Genomic DNA, 16,343 nt, shown 5'->3' on the forward strand with positions numbered 1-16,343 from the left:
GATGAGGGGTCGGGGCGCGCGGTCTCCGGGGGGGCTACGCGGGCGGTGTCCCGGCGGCAACGCGGAGGGCTTCCAGTGCGCGGGCCCACGGGATCCGTTCCTGCTCCAGACGGACGTTGCCGCGATCGGCGAGAACCTGGACGGTCGCGAGCTCGGCGGAGGTGAGGTAGTCCAGCCGCGCGATCGACGAGACCGGCTCCGTCACACACAGGTCCGCGTAGGCGTCGAGCGTCGCGGTGTCCATCAGCACGCTGCGCGCCGCGATATCATGGGATCTCAGCCGGTTCAGGATCGCGAAACCGTGGCTGTCCAGGTCGCCCCAGTAGACGACGCCGACCGCCCGCACCCAGGGCAGCCTGCCGAGCCGGTCCACGGCATATCCCGAACCATGCACGACGACGGCGCCCGGGAAAGACGGCATCGCCAACACCGATTCGAGGTTCTCCAGAACGAACACGGTCCGCGGCACGATGTCCATCGACGCCAGATCGGCAACGGGAGCGGAGACATCGCCCAGGCCGCCCGGCGCCAACGAGGGATCGAGGAACCGGACGCGGACCAGGTCCGGCTTCGGCGCCAGCCCGAGGTCCGCTCCGCCGCTCGCGGCGCGGTGGAGCCGCTCCACGAGCGACCGGTGCGAACCGACCCACTTCGTGTCCACGCCACGGATCGGCAGCTGGCGGATGTACAGGTTCGACGCCGGATGCGCGGCCAACCATTCGAGCACGCCGAGCAGCCGGGCGAAGTCCGCGTCGCCCAGGGCCGCGATGTCCTTCGCGGATCGGGGCAGCGCGGCGGCCAGCTCCACGGAATCGCCGGGGACCGCATCGAGCAGTCGGCCGAACCGGTCCGTGAGCCGGTTCCAATGGTCGGACCGGCCCGCGAACCGTGCGACCGAGGCGGGGGAGTCCAGGATCAACCGCTCGGGAACGCGTTGGGTCCCGAGGTTCGACCACCGGCGCTCGCCCCAGGCCACCTCGATCCCCGCCGCCGCCCCACGGGGTCCGGCCACTCCATCGGCGGCGGACCACGAACGAACCCAACCGATGGCCCCGGACTGGTCGGCGAGTGCGGCGCGCTCGGTCGGTGGATGCAGGGGCAGGGACAACAAGGGGACCGGAAGCGGCCCCACCGCCGCACTTGCCCACATGCCAGCCAGCCGATCGTACTTCGCCCGCACGGCGGCTCGCGCGGCATCGGGGGTGACGGGAACCGGACTCACCAGAGGGTGCTGGCCTCGTCGCGGACGGGAGCGCCGTCCCGCCCGCGCTCGGGCTCCGCGTCCCCTCCGGCGGCAGGGCCCTCGGCGGCGTCGCCGACCGGTTCGGCACCGGCGTCGTACTCCAAGGTGGCGATCCGGGAGTCGCGGAAATCGACGCACTTGATGACGGCCGTCCCGCCGATGTACTCGGACAACGTCTGCAACAGCTTCAGCGGCGTCGCGAGGACCATGTGGAACCCGAACTCGTGGAACACGTCCATGGCCATCCGGGTGAACCGGGCGTCGGCCTTGTCGAACGCCTCGTCCATCATCACGGTCCCGTAGCGCGGCAGCAGTTCGTCGTCGCGCGTGAGCTGGTAGCGCAGTGCGGCCGCCAGGCAGAACGTGACCAGCTTCTGCTGCTGCCCGCCGGAGAGCCCGGCGCTGGAGTCGTGGATGTTCACCACGACGCCGCCGGCGTCGATCTCGAGCGCAGTGAACCGCACGTGCAGCCGGGTGTCCAGGCAGTGCCGGCGCCAGGACGCGTCGGCCGCCTCGCTCGAGGCCAACCGGCCCATCAGCCGGCGCATGGTCTCGAAGCGGCGCTCGGCCTCCTCGCGGTCCTCGGCGGTCCAGGATCCGGTGGCGATGTCCTGCAGGTCGGCCAGGAACTGCCGGCCCAATTCGCCGCGGTTCTCCTTCACCTGGATGCGCAGGAACCGGCCCTCGTCGAACGCCGAACGCCCCAGCGACCGGTTCACGGGATCCACGCGGTCGCGCACCTCCCCGGGCGCCCGCCGGATCTCCGCCGCCAGCTGCGCGACGTTCTGCTGGGACTGGCTCTCCAGCAGCCCGAAGAACCGCGATTCGAACTGCGGCAGCCCGTCCGCGACCAGCCGGTCCAGCAGCCCCAGATAGCCTGCCCGGTCCTCGATGTCCGAACCCAGATCGGCCGCCGCGGCGGGCCAAGCCGCACGGAAGTCGTGTGCGGCCGCACCGAAGTCCCGGGCCGCGCGCTGCGCCGCGTCGGCGTGGGTGCGTTCCTCGTGCGAGAGCTTCCCGCTGACGGCCAGAGCGACGTCGTCGATGATGTCGTGCGTGATCCGCCGGCGTTGCGCGCTGCCCGCGAACAGCCTCTCCAGCCGGGTGCGGACGCCGTCGTCGACCGGCCCGGCAGTGTTGCGCGCGCGCAGGCCCGCGATGGTCGCCTCCAGCCCGTTGACCAGCGCGGCGGCCTCGGCGGCCTCGCGCTGGCGCTCCCGCTCCATCCGGCGGGAGGCCTCGTGGCGGGCGTCCGCCTCGCGCTCGGCGTCCTGCGCGGCACGCAGGTCGTCGCTGGCGGCGAGCAGCGATTCGAGCCGGCCGCGCTGTTCGGCCAGCGACGCCTCCGCGGCGTCGGTGTCCACCTCCTGCCACTGCAACCCGTCGAGTTCCTCGAGCGCCGCTAGCCGCCGCTGTGTCGCCTCGCGTCCCGCGCTGAACGCGTCCACCGACCGCTCGGCGTCGTCCAGCCGCTTCCGCGCCTCGGCGAGGCTGCCGATCAGGTGCTCCAGCTTGGATTCGGTGCCGAATCCCAGGTACCAGTTGCGCCGGTCGTCGACGCGGTGGCGGTCGTCCTTCTCGTACTTGGTGCGCGAACGCCGGACCTGTCCGGCCCGGGTCACGGCCTGCTCGTGCGCAGCCAGGTCGGCCGGGGACTCGACACACGCGTAGTCGTAGCGCCTGGACAGCTCCAGGTGCAGCCAGCCGGACATCGGGCAGTCGGCGACCAACACGCGGTGGACCAACGACGTCGTCGGATCGGTTTTGCGCGGGGCGTCCGGGCGGGCGGGGACGTCCTCGAACACCAGCCGGGTGCCCAGGTGCAGGGCGTCCACCGCCTTCCGCACGGCCGCGAGGTGCGATTGCGGCACCAGCATCACGGTGGCCAGCGGCCGCAGCACGCGTTCGATCGCGCCCGTCCAGTCCGCGAAGTCCGCCTCCACCTCCAGCAGCTCGCCGGCAAACGGCAGCGCCTTCTCCGGAAGACCGGCCTGCTCGGCCACGGCGGTGCGGGCGTCCAGCAGCCGGCGGTCCAGGTTGGAGCGCCGCGTGCGCAGCGCGGTGATGTCCTTCTCCAGCGACCCCAAATCGTGGCGCGCGGCCGACCGGGCGTCGTGGAGCTCCAGTAACCGGGTCTTGGATTCCGGTTCTGCGGCCTCCCACTCCGTCCGTTCCCGGGCCGCGGTGCCGCGCAGTTCCTCCAGGTCCGCGAAGGATTCCGGCATGGGGACCCGGGCGTCGCCCAGACGCGTGGCCAGGCGGGCCCGGCGTGCGGTGGCGTCCGCGACCTCACGCTCGGCCAGCGCGATCCACGCGCGCTGGGTCTCCAGCGCCGCGCCGCCGTTCTCGGAGACGCGCTGCCGGGCGACGGACAGCGCCTCGTACAGGTCGCGGACGTGGTCGGCCGCCTGCCCGGCGGCGTGCTCGGCGGCGAGGAGCTGTTCCCCGGCCGCTTCGCGGGCCTCCTCGGCCAGCCGCAGCTTCCACGCGTCCTTGAACGCGGGAACGGCCCCGTGAAGCTCCCCGGCCTCGGCGGCCGCCGAGGCGCTGGCCTCGTACGCGCGGGCGGGGACGGCCATGTCCTGCAGGTGGTCGCGCTGGCGCCGGGCCTGCACGACGGCGGCGTGGGCCTGAGAGAGCTCGCCGAACTGCGCCACCGCGTTCTCGGCCATCGCGAACGTGCGGGGCTCGTCCAGCATGAACGTGCGGAACAGCTCGTCCAGGTTGCCGAGCGACTTCGCGGCCTGCGTCTTATGCAACAGCAGGACCGCGTTCTCCCCGGAGATCCCCAGCAGTCGGCTGAAGCGGGCGGCGAAGCTCGAGTGCTTGTCCGTGACCGCCACGGCGTCCGGCCACGCGGCCTTGATCTTGCGCACGTCGATCCCGGAGCCCAGGTGCGGCACGAAGTCCGGGAGAGCGGCGTCGTCCTGCAGGATCAGCGACAGTTCCTGCACGTCCGACGGCGTGTTGCTGCCCCGGCGCAGGTGGTACAGCTTCACGAGGACCACGGGTTTGCCGCCGTTGCCGTCGTCGTAGCGGAGCAGTATGCCGCTGTGGGTGGCGTTCGGGCGGAGGTATTCGCTGGCGACCTCGCCGGTCTCCTCGTCCGCGCTGCGCCGCCACGCCCCGCGGACGTAGCTGACCAGGCTGCGGTCCTCACCGCGCGCGCCGCCGTCGTTCGCCGCGGCGTTGAAGCGCAGCTTGCCGCGCGGGGTGAGCACCGCGGAGACCGCGTCCAGCAGCGAGGACTTGCCCGAGCCCGACGGCCCCGTGACCAGGAACCCGCGCCGGGCCACCGGCACCGTCCAGTGCCCCTGGAACGTGCCCCAATTCAGCAGTTCGATGCGGTCCAGGCGCCACTGGCCCGGGTGGATCGCGTTCATGCGGGCTCCTCGCCGTCGTCTTCCGCGCCGTCTCCCGCGCCATCTCCCGTGCCGCCGGCGGCCAGCACGGGGTCGCCAGCCAACCGGCGGTATTCCGCGCGCACAGCCGCGATCTCCTCCGGACCGAACACCAGGCGCATCACGGGCGAGACCTCGAACCGGCCCTCGGTGCTGGTGGGCGCGAGCAGGCCGAACTTGACCATCTTGGTCCACGAGGCGTTGATCCGCTTGGAGAAACCGGCGGGGTCGGCATTGTCCCTGCCGCGGTAGACCTGCAGCTGGTCGGCGACCTCGTCTGCGCCGACGATCGTCCGGGTCCCGTGGGAATCGTGCAGCAGCTGTTGGCGCAGGTGCAGGAGCAGCGCGGTGTCCAGGAACGTCAGCGTGGCGGTGCGCATCACGCGCGGTGCGTCCGGCGCGGCCTGCACGTTCCGCACGAACGCCACCTGGGACTCGTGGTCCGCGACGAGCTCGAGGAACAGGTCGGCCAGCCGGGACCGGATCTCCTCCTCGTCGGCGAGCAGGGCGGACCACAGGTTCGCGTGCCGCGCGGCCGAGAGGTAGGGGCCGCGCAGCAGCTGGACCAGGGCCCGGCGGGAGGGCTCGCGGAGGGTGCCGCCGTCGCCGTCCCACAGGCCCGGGCGGGCGGGGGATCCGGCGTCGCGCTCCTCCAAGGGTGCGGCGTCGGGTGCGGCGGGGACCGGCTTGCTCATGCGGGGATCCTTCCGGTGAAAAGGTGGCGGTCGAGCGTGCCATGGCGCCCGTCCCACTCGACGGTTTCGCGCCCGCCGACGGCGGTGCCGTGCTCTTGGGCGAGCACCAACAGTCCGACGACGCTCGCGACGCCCTGGGTGGCGGGGTGGGCCGCGAGTATCTCGGCGATGGTCGCGGCGCCGTGCTCCTCGACGGTGCGGTTGACGTTGTCCTCCAACTCCGCCATGTCGATGTCCGAGGCTCGGGCCAGGGCCAGCAGCTCGCCGATGTCGACCAGATCCGCCTCGTGGGACACGACGTCGGTGCCCGCCTCGAAATCACCGGGGTTGTGCAGCTTCAGCGCGGAGACGCTGGAGAGCGGGACGCTGGTCAGGTCCAGGGTGAGGCCGGTCTTCGCGTACGGCTTGACGGTCTCCGACGCCTCGAGCGCCTCGCGCAACCCGGATCGCAGGTGGCGGCTGATGAGGCGCTCGCGCTGAAGGTCCTGGCTCTGGACGAATCTGCGCAGGCTCCGGCTGAATGTGGTTAACACGGTGTGGATCTCGGCGCCGCGGTCCTGCAGCGTGGGCAGGAGCCGGCGGAGGGTCCGGACCTGCGCGGGGGAGAGGCCCTCGACGAATCCGCGGTCCATCACCGAGGAGATCGATTCCTCGAACTCGAGGCCGCGCTCGGGGTCCAACAGGAGCGCGTAGAACCCGGCGAAACTGCGTCCGGCGTCGGATTCGGCCAGCAGGTCCACGCCGCGGAAGATGTCCTCCAGCACCGACGAGCGCGGGCCTTCCTGTTCGACGAGGCGCTCGCGCAGGGTGCGGTTCAACTGTTCCAGCTCGCCGCGGACCCGGGCGAAATCGGCCGGGACCTCCTCGACCAGCCCGAGGATGTCGCGGATCCGCTCCAGGGCGCGCTCGGCGGGCAGGACGTCGACCTCCCCGGATTCGACGCGGGCGATCTGGGCGTCGATGCGCTCGCGTTCGGCGTGCAGCGCGGCCAGGCGGGTGGCCATGTCCGGGTCGGTGTCCCGGGCCAGGGACCGCAGCTGGTCCTGGATGGTGGCCAGGCGCGATTCGGTGACGGTCTGGCGTGGTTCGGCGAGCTGCGTGACGAAGCGGATGGCGGTCAGCGCGCCGGGGGAGAGTTCGAACGTCTCCTCGCGGGAATCCTGGGCGGAGCGGCGGATGAGGATCTGCTGGTTGCGCCACTCCGCGCAGTAGGCCTGCGCCGTCTGCGGCAGGTCGAAGCCCTCGCCGCGCAGCTCCTCGAGATCCGAATCGACCTTCTCGAACAGGACCGGGGCCGGGAGGCGGCGCTCCTCGCCCGAGAGGTGGCGGCCGAGGACCGCTACGGCGACGTCCGCGTTCCGGGCGCGGAGCATCGCCCAGGCGGGGTCGGATGACTGGAGCCTGGATGCGGCACGCGCGGTGCGGAGAACGCTCACGGATCCACGGTAGCGGCAGGAGCGGACAGTTGGGGAACCGGTCCGTCGCCAGCGGCCCCCGGGACGCATCGGTGTCGGGGTAGATGTCGGAAAGCCCGGCGCTTTCCCGCACTTACCCCGACACGGCTGCGGCAGGGGGCCGGGGTGGACGGAATGGCGCGACGAGGCATGATGGGAAGCATGGATATCCTCTCGAGCCGCGTGCTCCTGCGACCCGTCGACCTCCAGCAAACCCAGGCGTTCTACCGGGACGTCCTCGAGCTCGGGGTCTCCCGGGAGTTCGGGTCCGGCGAGCATGCCGGCGTCGTGTTCTTCCTCGGCAGCGGGACGCTGGAGGTCTCCGGAACCAGGGAGGCCGGAACGCCGTCGTCCCTGATTCTGTGGCTGCAGGTGCGCGACGTCGCCGACGAGCTCCGGCGCCTCGCGGACCAGGGCGTGGACCCGGTCCGCGAGGCGCGGCAGGAGCCGTGGGGGCTGATCGAGGCGTGGATCGAGGACCCGGACGGCACCCGGATCGCCCTGGTCCAGGTTCCCGAGGACCACCCGATGCGCCGCGACCAGCGCACTCTCTGATAATCGACGACTGGCACGGCATTCGGCCGCAACCGGGGGAGAATGTTGCCATGACCGTTGAGCTTCTGCACATTGACGAATGCCCCAACTCGAACGACGCCGCCGAGCGCGTGAAGACCGCGCTGGACGCGCTGGGCCATCCGGACGAGGAAGTGCGCATGCGGCTGGTGGGGTCGGCGGCGGAAATGGCCGGGACCGCCTTCGCCGGATCGCCCACCATCACGGTGGACGGGGTGGACATCTTCCCCGAGGGTGCCCCGGCGGGCGATCTGGCCTGCCGGATTTACCGGACTCCCGCCGGTTTCGCCGGCCTTCCCACGGTGGAGCAGATCCAGGACGCGTTGGGCCAGCGGGGGTTCTGAACCCGGCTTCGGCCCCACGGGTTTACACCGCCCGATCCGCCCGCGCCGATCCGGTCAGCCGGCGCCACATCGGTGCCCGCCGCCTTCCGGGAGCCCCCGCGCCCGTCCGGACACGCGAAGGGACCGCCCGGCGCCTGCGCCGAACGGCCCCTAGTTTCCTGGGTTTCCAGCCACTTGTGCTTCGTTGTGGAAGCTAATGCGCGTTACGCCTGTCCGTTGAACGGCGGCTCGTTGTGGCGCGGGGTATCCGTCAGGGTGTCGTCGATGTGTGTTGCACCTTCGCTGGGGGCCCGAGCCGGACGGGGGATCCCGGGCGGTGGTTCTCGGTCATGCGACGCCGGGGTTCGTGCGGACTATTCGGAGAAGGGCACACGCTCCCACGTGAGGACCTCCTCGGTCTTCGCGGAGTTCGCCGCGACGCTGACGCGCAGCCATTCCCCGGACGTGGCGGAGCCCTCCACGGTGACCCGCTGGAGGTTGTCCACCGGTTCGACGCCGTAGACCTCCAGCCACGGGGAGCCGGCGGTGAGCGGTTCGTCCTCGTGGAAGACGTGGCTGTCGCCGTTGACCAGGTACACCGGACCGTCGAATGCGGCGGCCTCTTCGGCGAGGGCTTCGATGACGGGGGCGAAGCCGGAGACGGAGGCAGGATCGGCCAGCGCGGCCTTTTCCTGGCCGGGCGTGAACATGTCGGCCTGCGTCATGACGACGACGGCCCGCGCCCGGGTGCGCTCGGCGTCGTCGAACGTTTCGCGCAGCTGGGCGAGTCCGGCGTCGGTGCGGTGCCAGACCTCCGCGAGCTGTTCCGCCGTCGGCTCCGTGTGGCCGAGCCCGGACCAAGGGGCCAGCGCGTTGTTGGAACCCTGCACGTTGACCACGGAGAACGCGACGCGGTTCTCCGCGAACCGGACGTTCTCGGGCAGGCCGATCGCGTCCTGGGAATCGACGCGCATGGTGCCCCCGAGTGTCCGGTCCGGTTCGGCGAAGAACATGTCGCGCAGCGTGTCGAGGCGCTCGAGCGGGTTGAACGCGCCGTTGTTTTCGCGGTGGCAGTCCACCCACTCGTTGTCGCCGGGGGTGAACACCAGCGGGGCCTCGAAGCGGTCGAACTGGTCCTTGACCACGCCGAACCGCTCGTCGGTGCACTGCTCGGAGCCCGCCTTGATGTCGCCGACGTGGGAGATGAAGCGCAGGTCGTCCTGCTCGTTGAGTTCGGTGACCATGCCGGGGAACGCGGCGAGCTGTTCGGCGCCGTAGGGGATGTCGCCGATGACGCCGAACGTGTAGGCGGCGCCGTCCGGCTGCGGCTGCCCGGGGTCGGCCAGGACCGGGACGGCGGAGGACGCGACGGCGGCGGGGACGGCGAACGCCAGGGCGGCGACGCCGGACAGGATGCGGGAACGCATGGGTGACTCCTTGTGCTGCGGCAGGGTTTGCCGTGGTGCGGTGCCGGGCACGGCCCGGGGCCGGGGGCGGCCGTCGCCCACGGTATGGTGCCGGCATTGATGGCCGGCGACGGCGCGGTGTCCGCCAGGTTACGGGCGAGTGCGCAGACGCGCGGCGCCGGATCCTACAGGTCCCGGAACGTCACGTTGGAGTCGTCCAGGCACGGCGAACGCCTGTACGGTGCGCTGGCGGACTCCGCGCGACGGACGGCCAGGCGCGGCAGCGCGCAGACGGCGACGAGCAGGACGGCGGCCACGGCGATCACCGGGCCGGCGGGGAGGGCGAGGTGGTAGGCGGCGAGCAGGCCGCCGAGGGAGGCGGCGGTGCACAGCACCACCACCAGCACGCCGACGGTCGTCATTCCCACCACCACGACCAGGCCGAGCGCGAGGACCAGCGCGACGTCGAGGACGGTGGTGTTGACGCCGAGGGAGCGCGCGTGGCCGGTGTCGAACGTGGTGGCGGTGAGCACCGGCAGGATGAGGACGACGGCGCCGAGCACCAGCGCGGCCAGGCCCGCCTGCAGTGCCATGTCCGTTCCGGTGACGCCATCACGGCGGCGCTGGCGAGCCCGCCCAGCAGCAGGGAGCCGCCGAGCAGCGAGGCGGCGGCGACCCCGGCGAGGAGCTCGGCGGTGGGGCCGTCGGCCAGGATCCGCCGGTCCAGGACTATCGTGCGGGAGAACGTGCCGCGGACCAGGTCCAGGTCGTGGACGGAGGCGAGGACCGCCGTGCCCCCGTCGGCGACCGCGGCCAGGGCGGTGTTCAGCTTGGTGGCGGCCTCGACGTCGAGCCGTTCCATGGCGTCGGCCGCGGCCGCGCGCTGGCCGGCGTCCGGACGGCGCCACCAGCGGCGGGAGTCGAGGCTGCCGGTGGCGACCACCTGCGCGGCGCTGAGCGGGAAGGCGGTGCGCAGTTCCGGGGACTGCGGGACGTAGGCGATGCCGGGGGCAGGCTGGGCGCCGGTGCAGCCGCAGCGCATCACGGAGCCGGTGTGCGGGCAAGCCCAGGCCCGCACGGACGGATCCGCCGTTGGCGCGCATGAGGTCCAGGTGGTCGCCGTCGGCCGGGACGAGTTCGGCGGTTTTCAGGGCCGCGACGTCGGCGCCGACTGCGTCAGCGACGCCCTCGGCGAGCTTCGGCGGCAGGGCCTCCTCGAAGAAGACCGTTCCGACGCCGGCCGCGTGGGCCGTTTCGGTGATGTCGGCGAGAGTGCGGGCGTCGGGCTCGTCGTCGGGGGAGAGGCCGGCGATGCCGATCTGTGTGAGGCCGTAGCGGTCCGCGAAGTAGCCGAACGCCCAGTGTGCGACGACGAGGGTGTCCTCGGCGAAGTCGGCGGGTCCGTCCGCGAGTTCGGCGTCCAGGGAGTCGAGGTCCGCCGTGAGCGCCGTGAGCGCCGCGAGGTTCGCGGCGTAGGCGTCGGCGTTGTCGGGGTCCGCGGCGGTCAGCTCGTCCGCGATCGCCCGGGCGACCGTGGCGTAGCGGGCGGGATCGAGCCAGAAGTGCGGGTCGGTGGAGCCGTGGTCGTGGCCCGCGTCCTCGCGTTCGTCCGGGGCGGCGTCGGCCGGCAACGGGTTCAATCCGGGGGTTTTCAACAGGTCGACGGCGAGGACGACGGGCAGGACGGGGCGAGGTGGAAACAAAAGCATGCCAGAACTGTACTGTATTGAGAACAGTTCGCATTACTTATGTTAGGGGACGTGCGTCGCAATCAGCTGGGAGAGTGCGCGAATGTCGACTTGAAGCGCAGGCCTCCTTCAGGGCCGCGAGCGGTTCCTTGTACCGATGGCATGGCGGCTCGATCCCGATGTCGGGTCAAACTGTCGGGACCTCGCGCCAGTGTTTGTGGTGGATCGAATCCGGTCCCGACCGACGCGGTGGCCAGCGCGCCCGGCGAGGTCGAAGCCATCGGCTCCGCAACGGCGTCGAAGATTCTCATGGGGGAAACATGTCCGTAAAAAATCCACTCGCACCCGCACCCGCACCCGCGCCCGCGTCTCAGGCGCACGCGACGGCCCCGAAGTCGCAGGCCGGCAAGGGCCTGGGCGTGGCCGCCCTGGCCGTAGCCATCGTCGCGCTGCTGTTGTCCTGGGTGCCGATCATCAACAACTTCGCGGCGGTGCTCGGCGTCGTGGCGCTGGTGCTGGGCATCGTCTCGCTGGTCCTGGCGGCCAAGCGCAACGGCGGCAAGGGGTTGGGGATCGCCTCGAGCATTATCGCCATCGTGGCCCTCGTGGCGGTTTTCGCGACGCAGGCCGCGTATTCGGCCGCGATCGACGAGGTGTCGACCGCCATCGAGGATGCGGCCGACGGAGAGGTGGCCGCGCCCGCGGCGGTGGTCGAGCAGGCGGAAGACACCACGCAGGTCCTTGCATTGGGGGAGTCCGCCGTGGTCGGTGAATACTCGGTCACCGTGGACTCCGTGGTCCTGGACGCGGCCGCGGAGATCGCCTCGGCGAATCCCTTCAACGAGAAGGCCGACGGCCAGTACGTGCTCGTCGGGCTCTCGGTGGTCTACAACGGTGACAAGGAGGGCGACGCCTGGATCGACCTGATGCCGGAACTCGTTGGCTCCGACGCCCGCATCTACGACTCCTCGACATCCATGGCCGTGACGGCGAACCCCGAAACGGATGTGCCGACGCTGACCAGGGGCGGGGACGGTGCCTACGAGGTGGCGTTCGATGTCCCGGCGGCGGCCGTCGAGGATGCCAAGGTCCGCGTCACGGAGACGCTGTCCTTCGACGACGCGTCCGCGCTCTGGGCCACGAAGTAGTCGGCAGGGAACACGGACGGTGGCCGTCCCCCGAGGGGGACGGCCACCGCGTTGGGTTCAACCGATAAGCGTGGGAGGCAGAATGCCTACCTAGTGCTCGTCGTAATGGCCCTCGTGTTCGGCATGGCGGTGTCCGTCGTGCAGGTAATCCAGATGGTCCCCGTGCTCCACTGTCTGACTAGGGCATCGTCTGCAGCCGTCGCCAGATGCTGCCTGGCGCGTTAGCGTCCCGAGATGTCCTTGAGGGCCGCCTGGAGGCGTGTGTCCGCGTCGTTGGCGATGTCGCGGGTGGCGTCGCTGTCGCTGAGTTGGACCATGGTTTGGGGGTCGATGGTCTCAACGGTCGTTTCGGTGGCGTCGGGCGCACGGCGGACTACGACGTTGCAGGGGAGCAGGGCGCCGAGTTCCGGTTCGGCGGCGATTCCGCGCTGGGCGAGCTGCGGGTTGCAGGCGCCGAGGATGATGTAGTCGCCCACGGAATCGCCGGCCTCCTGCCCGAGTTTCTTGGTGAAGGTGGCTTTCACATCGATTTCGGTCAGGACACCGAAACCCTGCTCTGCCAGTGCGTCGCGGGTCCTGGCGACCGTCTCGTCCCAGCCGGCGGTGACGGTGATGCTGTGGGTGTAGGTCATGGGGTTTCTCCTTGTGTTTCGGTGTGGCTGAGTTTGTCGGGTCAGTGGTCCGTTGCGGTGGAGCGCGGCGGAACCTGTCACCTACGCCACGCTACCTGCGAGTTTCTCGGCGCGGAAGCCGCAGGTCAGGGTCCGTTCGCCGGGCGGAAGGGGGGTGCGTTTCGTACATTCGGACCGCGACGGCGATGGCCGCGGCCGCACTGAGGGCCGCTGCCGACCAGACGGCGGCTTGCAGGCCAGCCGCGTCGGCAACGACACCGCCGAGGATCGCGCCGACCGCGTAGCCGAGGTCGCGCCAGACGCGGTAGACGCCCACGGCGCGTCCCCGCCAGGCGGGGTGGGCGACGTCGCCGACGGCGGCCAGCAGCGTGGGGTAGACCATCGCGGTTCCGACGCCGAGCAGCACGGTTCCGGCGGCCCAAGCCCCGAACCCGTGGCCGAGGGCGATGACTGACAGGGCGGCGGCCTGGGTCGCCATTCCTGCGCTGATGAGGTGCTTGCGTCCGATCCGGTCGGAGAGGGCACCGGTCACCAGTTGCCCCAATCCCCACACCCCCGGGTAGAGCGCGAAGAGCAGGCCGATATGCGCCGTGCTCAGGTCGGCTGTGGCGAACAGCAGGGGGAACAGGCCCCAGGCGAGGCCGAAGTTCAGGTTGTTCACCAATCCCGCCAGGCTGGCCGAGGACAGCGCCGGTTCCCGCAGGCTGGTGAGGGACAGGATCTGGCGGTTGGTCAGGTTGGCGTCGACGCCATACCCCTGCGCGCCGCCACCGGTCATATTCCCGGCGTCCAGGTGGGCGTGGCCCCGGGTTTCCTTGACGAGTGCGCCGGAGAGCAGGAGTCCCAATGCGGTGTAGGCGAGACCGAGAAGGAAGGGTGCGGGGCGCAGACCGTACTGTTCGGCGAGGTGGCCGGCCAGCAGGGACGCTGCCGCCACGGCCCCGTAGCCGGCGGCTTCGTTCAGGCCCATGGCGAGCCCGCGTTGCGCCGGCCCGACGAGGTCGATCTTCATCACGACGGTGGTGGACCAGGTCAGCCCTTGGTTGATGCCCAGAAGGACGTTCGCGGCGACCACCCAGCTCCAGTCCGGCGCGAGGATGAGCATGACGGGCACCGGCACGGCGAAGAGCCAACCGGCCAGCAGCACCGGCTTGCGTCCGTACCGGTCCGAGAGCGTCCCGGCGAACCAGTTGGCGGTCGCCTTGGTGATGCCGAAGGCGGCCACGTAGGCGAAGACGAACGTGTACCCCGTCAGCCCGAACTCGGCCTCGGCGAGAAGCGGCAGGACGGTCTGTTGCTGGCCGACCATGCCCCCGACCAATGCGTTGACCGCAACGAGCAGGGCGAATTGCGCCGCGTTGGCGCGCAGTCCCAGTACGGGCACGCGCGGGCCGGCGGTGTTCGTCATGCGGAAGCTCCTGAGGGGGTCTACGGGAAGGGTGGGCGGCTATGGCGCGCTTCTTCGGCTAGCGGGTTTCGGTTGTAGCGGTGGGCGCGAGTGCCTTGCGCAGTGGGCATGCGGGGATGGCGAGCCAGCAGAGCGCGGCGGCCGCGGCGAGGGCGGCGGCCACGATGCCGACGGCGAGGTTGGCGGGGGAGGGCAGTTCCTGCATCAGGACGAAGACACCCATGGCCAGGACGAAGATGCCGAATCCCTTGCGCAGGGCGGCCTCGGGGATGCGTCCGGCGAGGCGGGCCCCGATGAACGAGCCGAGGATCGCCGCGACGGTGACCCCGCCGACAAGCGCCCAATCGAGGGTGACGGTGGTGAGATAGCCTCCGAGGCCGGCGAAGGATTTCATGGCGATGACGACGAGCGAGGTGCCGACGGCGACGGGCATGGACAGGCCTCCGAGCAGCGCGAGTGCGGGGACGACGAGGAAGCCGCCGCCTGCGCCGACGAGTCCGGTGACCAGTCCGACGACGAGGCCTTCGATGATGACCTTGCCCACGGGCAGTTCGCCGTCGTGGGCAGTGGCTGTGCGGTCCTTGCGGCCGCGGATCATGGCCAGGGAGGTGGCGACCATCATGAGCGCGAAGGCGATCATGAGGATGGTTCCGGGGATGTGCCCGCCGAGGAGTCCGCCGCCGAAGGCCCCTGCCATGCCAGCGGCGCCGAAGACCAGGCCGGTGCGCCACTTCACGCGCTTTTTGCGGGCGTGGTCGACGGCGCTGACGGCGGAGGTCGCGCCGACGACGAACAGCGAGGCGGCGATGGCTTCCTTGGGGTTCAGGCCGGCGACGTAGGTGAGGATCGGGACGGTGAGGATGGACCCGCCGCCGCCGAGCAGGCCGAGCGAGAGCCCGATCAGCACCGAGAGCAGGAGGGTCAGCGCGAGCGTGACGGTCATGGGTGGGGATCCTTGTCTGGGGGGAGGGGCTGGTTTGCGCGGGTTGGTTGCCGCTCGGGTCGAGCGCCTAGGCGGAGGGCAGGCCGGCGCCCTGCCAGGCGGTCATGCCGCCGGCCATCGTGTCGGCGGTGTAGCCGGCGGCGCCCAGCGCGTCGGCGACGCGGGCGCTGCGGTTGCCGCTGCGGCAGACGACGATCACGGGACGGTCGCGGTCGATCTCGCCCAGGCGCGCGTCCAGGTCGCCCATGGGGATGTGGAGGGCGCCGGGGATCATGCCCTCGGCGGTCTCGAAGCCTTCGCGGACGTCGAGGATCTGGTCTTCCGCGCGGCGCCGGTTGGCCTCGTCGATGGTGATTTCGGGCATGGTTGCTCCTGTGGTTCGTGGTGGAGGGGGTGGGATCAGGACTGTGTTGCGGGGATCTGATCGATCGCGTCCCGGGCCGATGGTTCGGACGCGGTCTTGTTCCAGGGCATCTTGGCCAGGGCCTGGCCCATGGCGCAGGTGTTGGTGGCGGCGGAGAAGGTCAGGCCGGTGCCGATCGCGCCGGCGAGGAGGCTCAGCTTGGGCGAGACGAGCTTCCCGGCGACGAGGCCGGCGAGTACGAGCGAGCCGGCGGCCATGCGCACCTGGCGTTCGAGGTCCCAGCGCTGGGCGCCGCGCACGACGTCGCCGCCTGCGGCCGCGAAGCCGGGCACTCCGCCGTCGAGGACCAGTGCGGTGCCGATGCCGGCGCCACCGAGGCGCGTGCGGGCCTGGGCGGCGCGCACTCCGGACTGGCAGACCAGCACCACGCGCGCGCCGAGGCGCTCGGCGAGCTCGTCGGCGTGCTCGGAGAGCAGCGGCAGCGGCACGTTGTAGGAGCCGCGGATGTGGAGGGTCTCGAATTCGGCGGCGGAGCGCACGTCGATGACGATCAGGTCCTCGTGCCGGTCGATCCACTGGCGCAGGGTCTGCGCGTCGAGTCCGGTCACGGTGGCGGTTGCGGAGGTCAAGAGGGCCTCTTTCGGTCGAACGAATGTGTCTCCAGAAGTCTGCCACATACCCCCTAGGGTATGCAACAAACCCTAGGGGGTATAGAATTGGGTAGAAAGTTCGGAGACCCGCCCCAGGAGGCACTCGTGCAGTTGGACACCGCAGAACTCAAGCCCGTCGTCAACCGGCTCAAGCGCGCCCAGGGCCAGTTGGCCGCCGTCACGCGGATGCTGGAGGAGGGGCGGGACTGCAAGGACGTGGTCATGCAGCTCTCGGCGGTTTCGAAGGCGTTGGACAGGGCCGGGTTCGCGATCATCGCCACCGGCTTGCAGCAGTGCCTGGCGAGCGAGGACAACTCGATGGACAAGAAGGACCTGGAAAAGCTTTTCCTGAGCTTGGCCTGACATCCTCCCGGCCGGCGAAAGCCGGTGACGGAAAGGGCGCCCCGCTTCACGC

General features: G+C 71.0%; 15 protein-coding genes. 4 read left to right on the top strand and 11 right to left on the bottom strand.

Going from position 1 to position 16,343, the window contains the following annotated elements:
• Nucleotides 1-34 precede the first annotated feature (34 nt).
• The 4 genes from ACHAAJ_RS11360 to ACHAAJ_RS11375 are packed head-to-tail and all read right to left on the bottom strand — an operon-like array spanning nucleotide 35 to nucleotide 6,775.
• Nucleotides 35-1,222, bottom strand: a complete 1,188-nt coding sequence (locus tag ACHAAJ_RS11360) for a Wadjet anti-phage system protein JetD domain-containing protein (RefSeq protein WP_435728253.1) — start codon at nucleotides 1,220-1,222, stop codon at nucleotides 35-37.
• A complete protein-coding gene (locus tag ACHAAJ_RS11365) occupies nucleotides 1,219-4,626 on the bottom strand; it encodes an ATP-binding protein (protein WP_435728254.1) in 3,408 nt (1,135 codons plus the stop codon). The genes ACHAAJ_RS11360 and ACHAAJ_RS11365 overlap by 4 nt, the downstream gene beginning before the upstream one ends.
• On the bottom strand, nucleotides 4,623-5,339 hold the full coding sequence (locus ACHAAJ_RS11370; RefSeq protein WP_435728255.1) for a DUF4194 domain-containing protein: 717 nt from the start codon (nucleotides 5,337-5,339) through the stop codon (nucleotides 4,623-4,625). The genes ACHAAJ_RS11365 and ACHAAJ_RS11370 overlap by 4 nt, the downstream gene beginning before the upstream one ends.
• The gene (locus tag ACHAAJ_RS11375; RefSeq protein WP_435728256.1) at nucleotides 5,336-6,775 is read right to left on the bottom strand and encodes a DUF3375 domain-containing protein; all 1,440 of its coding nucleotides are present in this window, start codon (nucleotides 6,773-6,775) and stop codon (nucleotides 5,336-5,338) included. Before ACHAAJ_RS11375 ends, ACHAAJ_RS11370 begins: the two co-directional genes overlap by 4 nt.
• A gap of 180 nt (nucleotides 6,776-6,955) precedes the next feature.
• On the opposite strand from ACHAAJ_RS11375, the gene ACHAAJ_RS11380 reads away from it, so the two are divergent.
• Together ACHAAJ_RS11380 and ACHAAJ_RS11385 are read left to right on the top strand one after the other, a co-directional pair.
• Nucleotides 6,956-7,348, top strand: a complete 393-nt coding sequence (locus ACHAAJ_RS11380; RefSeq protein ID WP_435728257.1) for a VOC family protein — start codon at nucleotides 6,956-6,958, stop codon at nucleotides 7,346-7,348.
• A 50-nt stretch (nucleotides 7,349-7,398) separates the two neighbouring features.
• Nucleotides 7,399-7,710 carry a thioredoxin family protein gene (locus ACHAAJ_RS11385; RefSeq protein WP_435728258.1) on the top strand — a complete coding sequence of 104 codons (312 nt, stop codon included), beginning with the start codon at nucleotides 7,399-7,401 and terminating at the stop codon, nucleotides 7,708-7,710.
• Nucleotides 7,711-8,063: 353 nt separating this feature from the next.
• On the opposite strand, the gene ACHAAJ_RS11390 is transcribed toward ACHAAJ_RS11385, so the two are convergent.
• Both ACHAAJ_RS11390 and ACHAAJ_RS11395 read right to left on the bottom strand, forming a co-directional pair.
• Nucleotides 8,064-9,116 (bottom strand): metallophosphoesterase family protein, encoded by a 1,053-nt coding sequence (locus ACHAAJ_RS11390; RefSeq protein ID WP_435728259.1) that lies wholly within the window; start codon nucleotides 9,114-9,116, stop codon nucleotides 8,064-8,066.
• A 164-nt stretch (nucleotides 9,117-9,280) separates the two neighbouring features.
• Nucleotides 9,281-10,804, bottom strand: a complete 1,524-nt coding sequence (locus ACHAAJ_RS11395) for a metal ABC transporter solute-binding protein, Zn/Mn family (protein ID WP_435728260.1) — start codon at nucleotides 10,802-10,804, stop codon at nucleotides 9,281-9,283.
• 299 nt (nucleotides 10,805-11,103) lie between these two features.
• Between ACHAAJ_RS11395 and ACHAAJ_RS11400 the strand changes: the two genes are divergently transcribed.
• Entirely contained in the window at nucleotides 11,104-11,931 is an 828-nt protein-coding gene (locus ACHAAJ_RS11400) for a DUF4352 domain-containing protein (protein WP_435728261.1), read from the top strand.
• A 221-nt stretch (nucleotides 11,932-12,152) separates the two neighbouring features.
• Here the strand turns inward: ACHAAJ_RS11400 and ACHAAJ_RS11405 are convergent, their stop codons facing one another.
• The 5 genes from ACHAAJ_RS11405 to ACHAAJ_RS11425 all read right to left on the bottom strand — a co-directional run bounded on the left by ACHAAJ_RS11405 (nucleotide 12,153) and on the right by ACHAAJ_RS11425 (nucleotide 15,955).
• Nucleotides 12,153-12,563: a DUF302 domain-containing protein gene (locus tag ACHAAJ_RS11405; protein WP_435728262.1), complete on the bottom strand. Its 411-nt coding sequence runs from the start codon at nucleotides 12,561-12,563 to the stop codon at nucleotides 12,153-12,155.
• Nucleotides 12,564-12,654: 91 nt separating this feature from the next.
• Nucleotides 12,655-13,971 carry an MFS transporter gene (locus ACHAAJ_RS11410; protein ID WP_435728263.1) on the bottom strand — a complete coding sequence of 439 codons (1,317 nt, stop codon included), beginning with the start codon at nucleotides 13,969-13,971 and terminating at the stop codon, nucleotides 12,655-12,657.
• Between the two features lie 58 nt (nucleotides 13,972-14,029).
• Nucleotides 14,030-14,914, bottom strand: a complete 885-nt coding sequence (locus ACHAAJ_RS11415; protein WP_435728264.1) for a sulfite exporter TauE/SafE family protein — start codon at nucleotides 14,912-14,914, stop codon at nucleotides 14,030-14,032.
• Between the two features lie 67 nt (nucleotides 14,915-14,981).
• Nucleotides 14,982-15,278 (bottom strand): rhodanese-like domain-containing protein, encoded by a 297-nt coding sequence (locus ACHAAJ_RS11420; RefSeq protein WP_435728265.1) that lies wholly within the window; start codon nucleotides 15,276-15,278, stop codon nucleotides 14,982-14,984.
• A 35-nt stretch (nucleotides 15,279-15,313) separates the two neighbouring features.
• Nucleotides 15,314-15,955 carry a rhodanese-like domain-containing protein gene (locus ACHAAJ_RS11425; RefSeq protein ID WP_435728266.1) on the bottom strand — a complete coding sequence of 214 codons (642 nt, stop codon included), beginning with the start codon at nucleotides 15,953-15,955 and terminating at the stop codon, nucleotides 15,314-15,316.
• Nucleotides 15,956-16,033: 78 nt separating this feature from the next.
• On the opposite strand from ACHAAJ_RS11425, the gene ACHAAJ_RS11430 reads away from it, so the two are divergent.
• The gene (locus ACHAAJ_RS11430) at nucleotides 16,034-16,291 is read left to right on the top strand and encodes a metal-sensitive transcriptional regulator (protein WP_435728267.1); all 258 of its coding nucleotides are present in this window, start codon (nucleotides 16,034-16,036) and stop codon (nucleotides 16,289-16,291) included.
• Nucleotides 16,292-16,343 lie beyond the last annotated feature (52 nt).

Origin of the sequence: Arthrobacter arnarulunnguaqae (assembly GCF_051262515.1) — a bacterium.
Classification (GTDB): Bacteria; Actinomycetota; Actinomycetes; order Actinomycetales; family Micrococcaceae; genus Arthrobacter_N.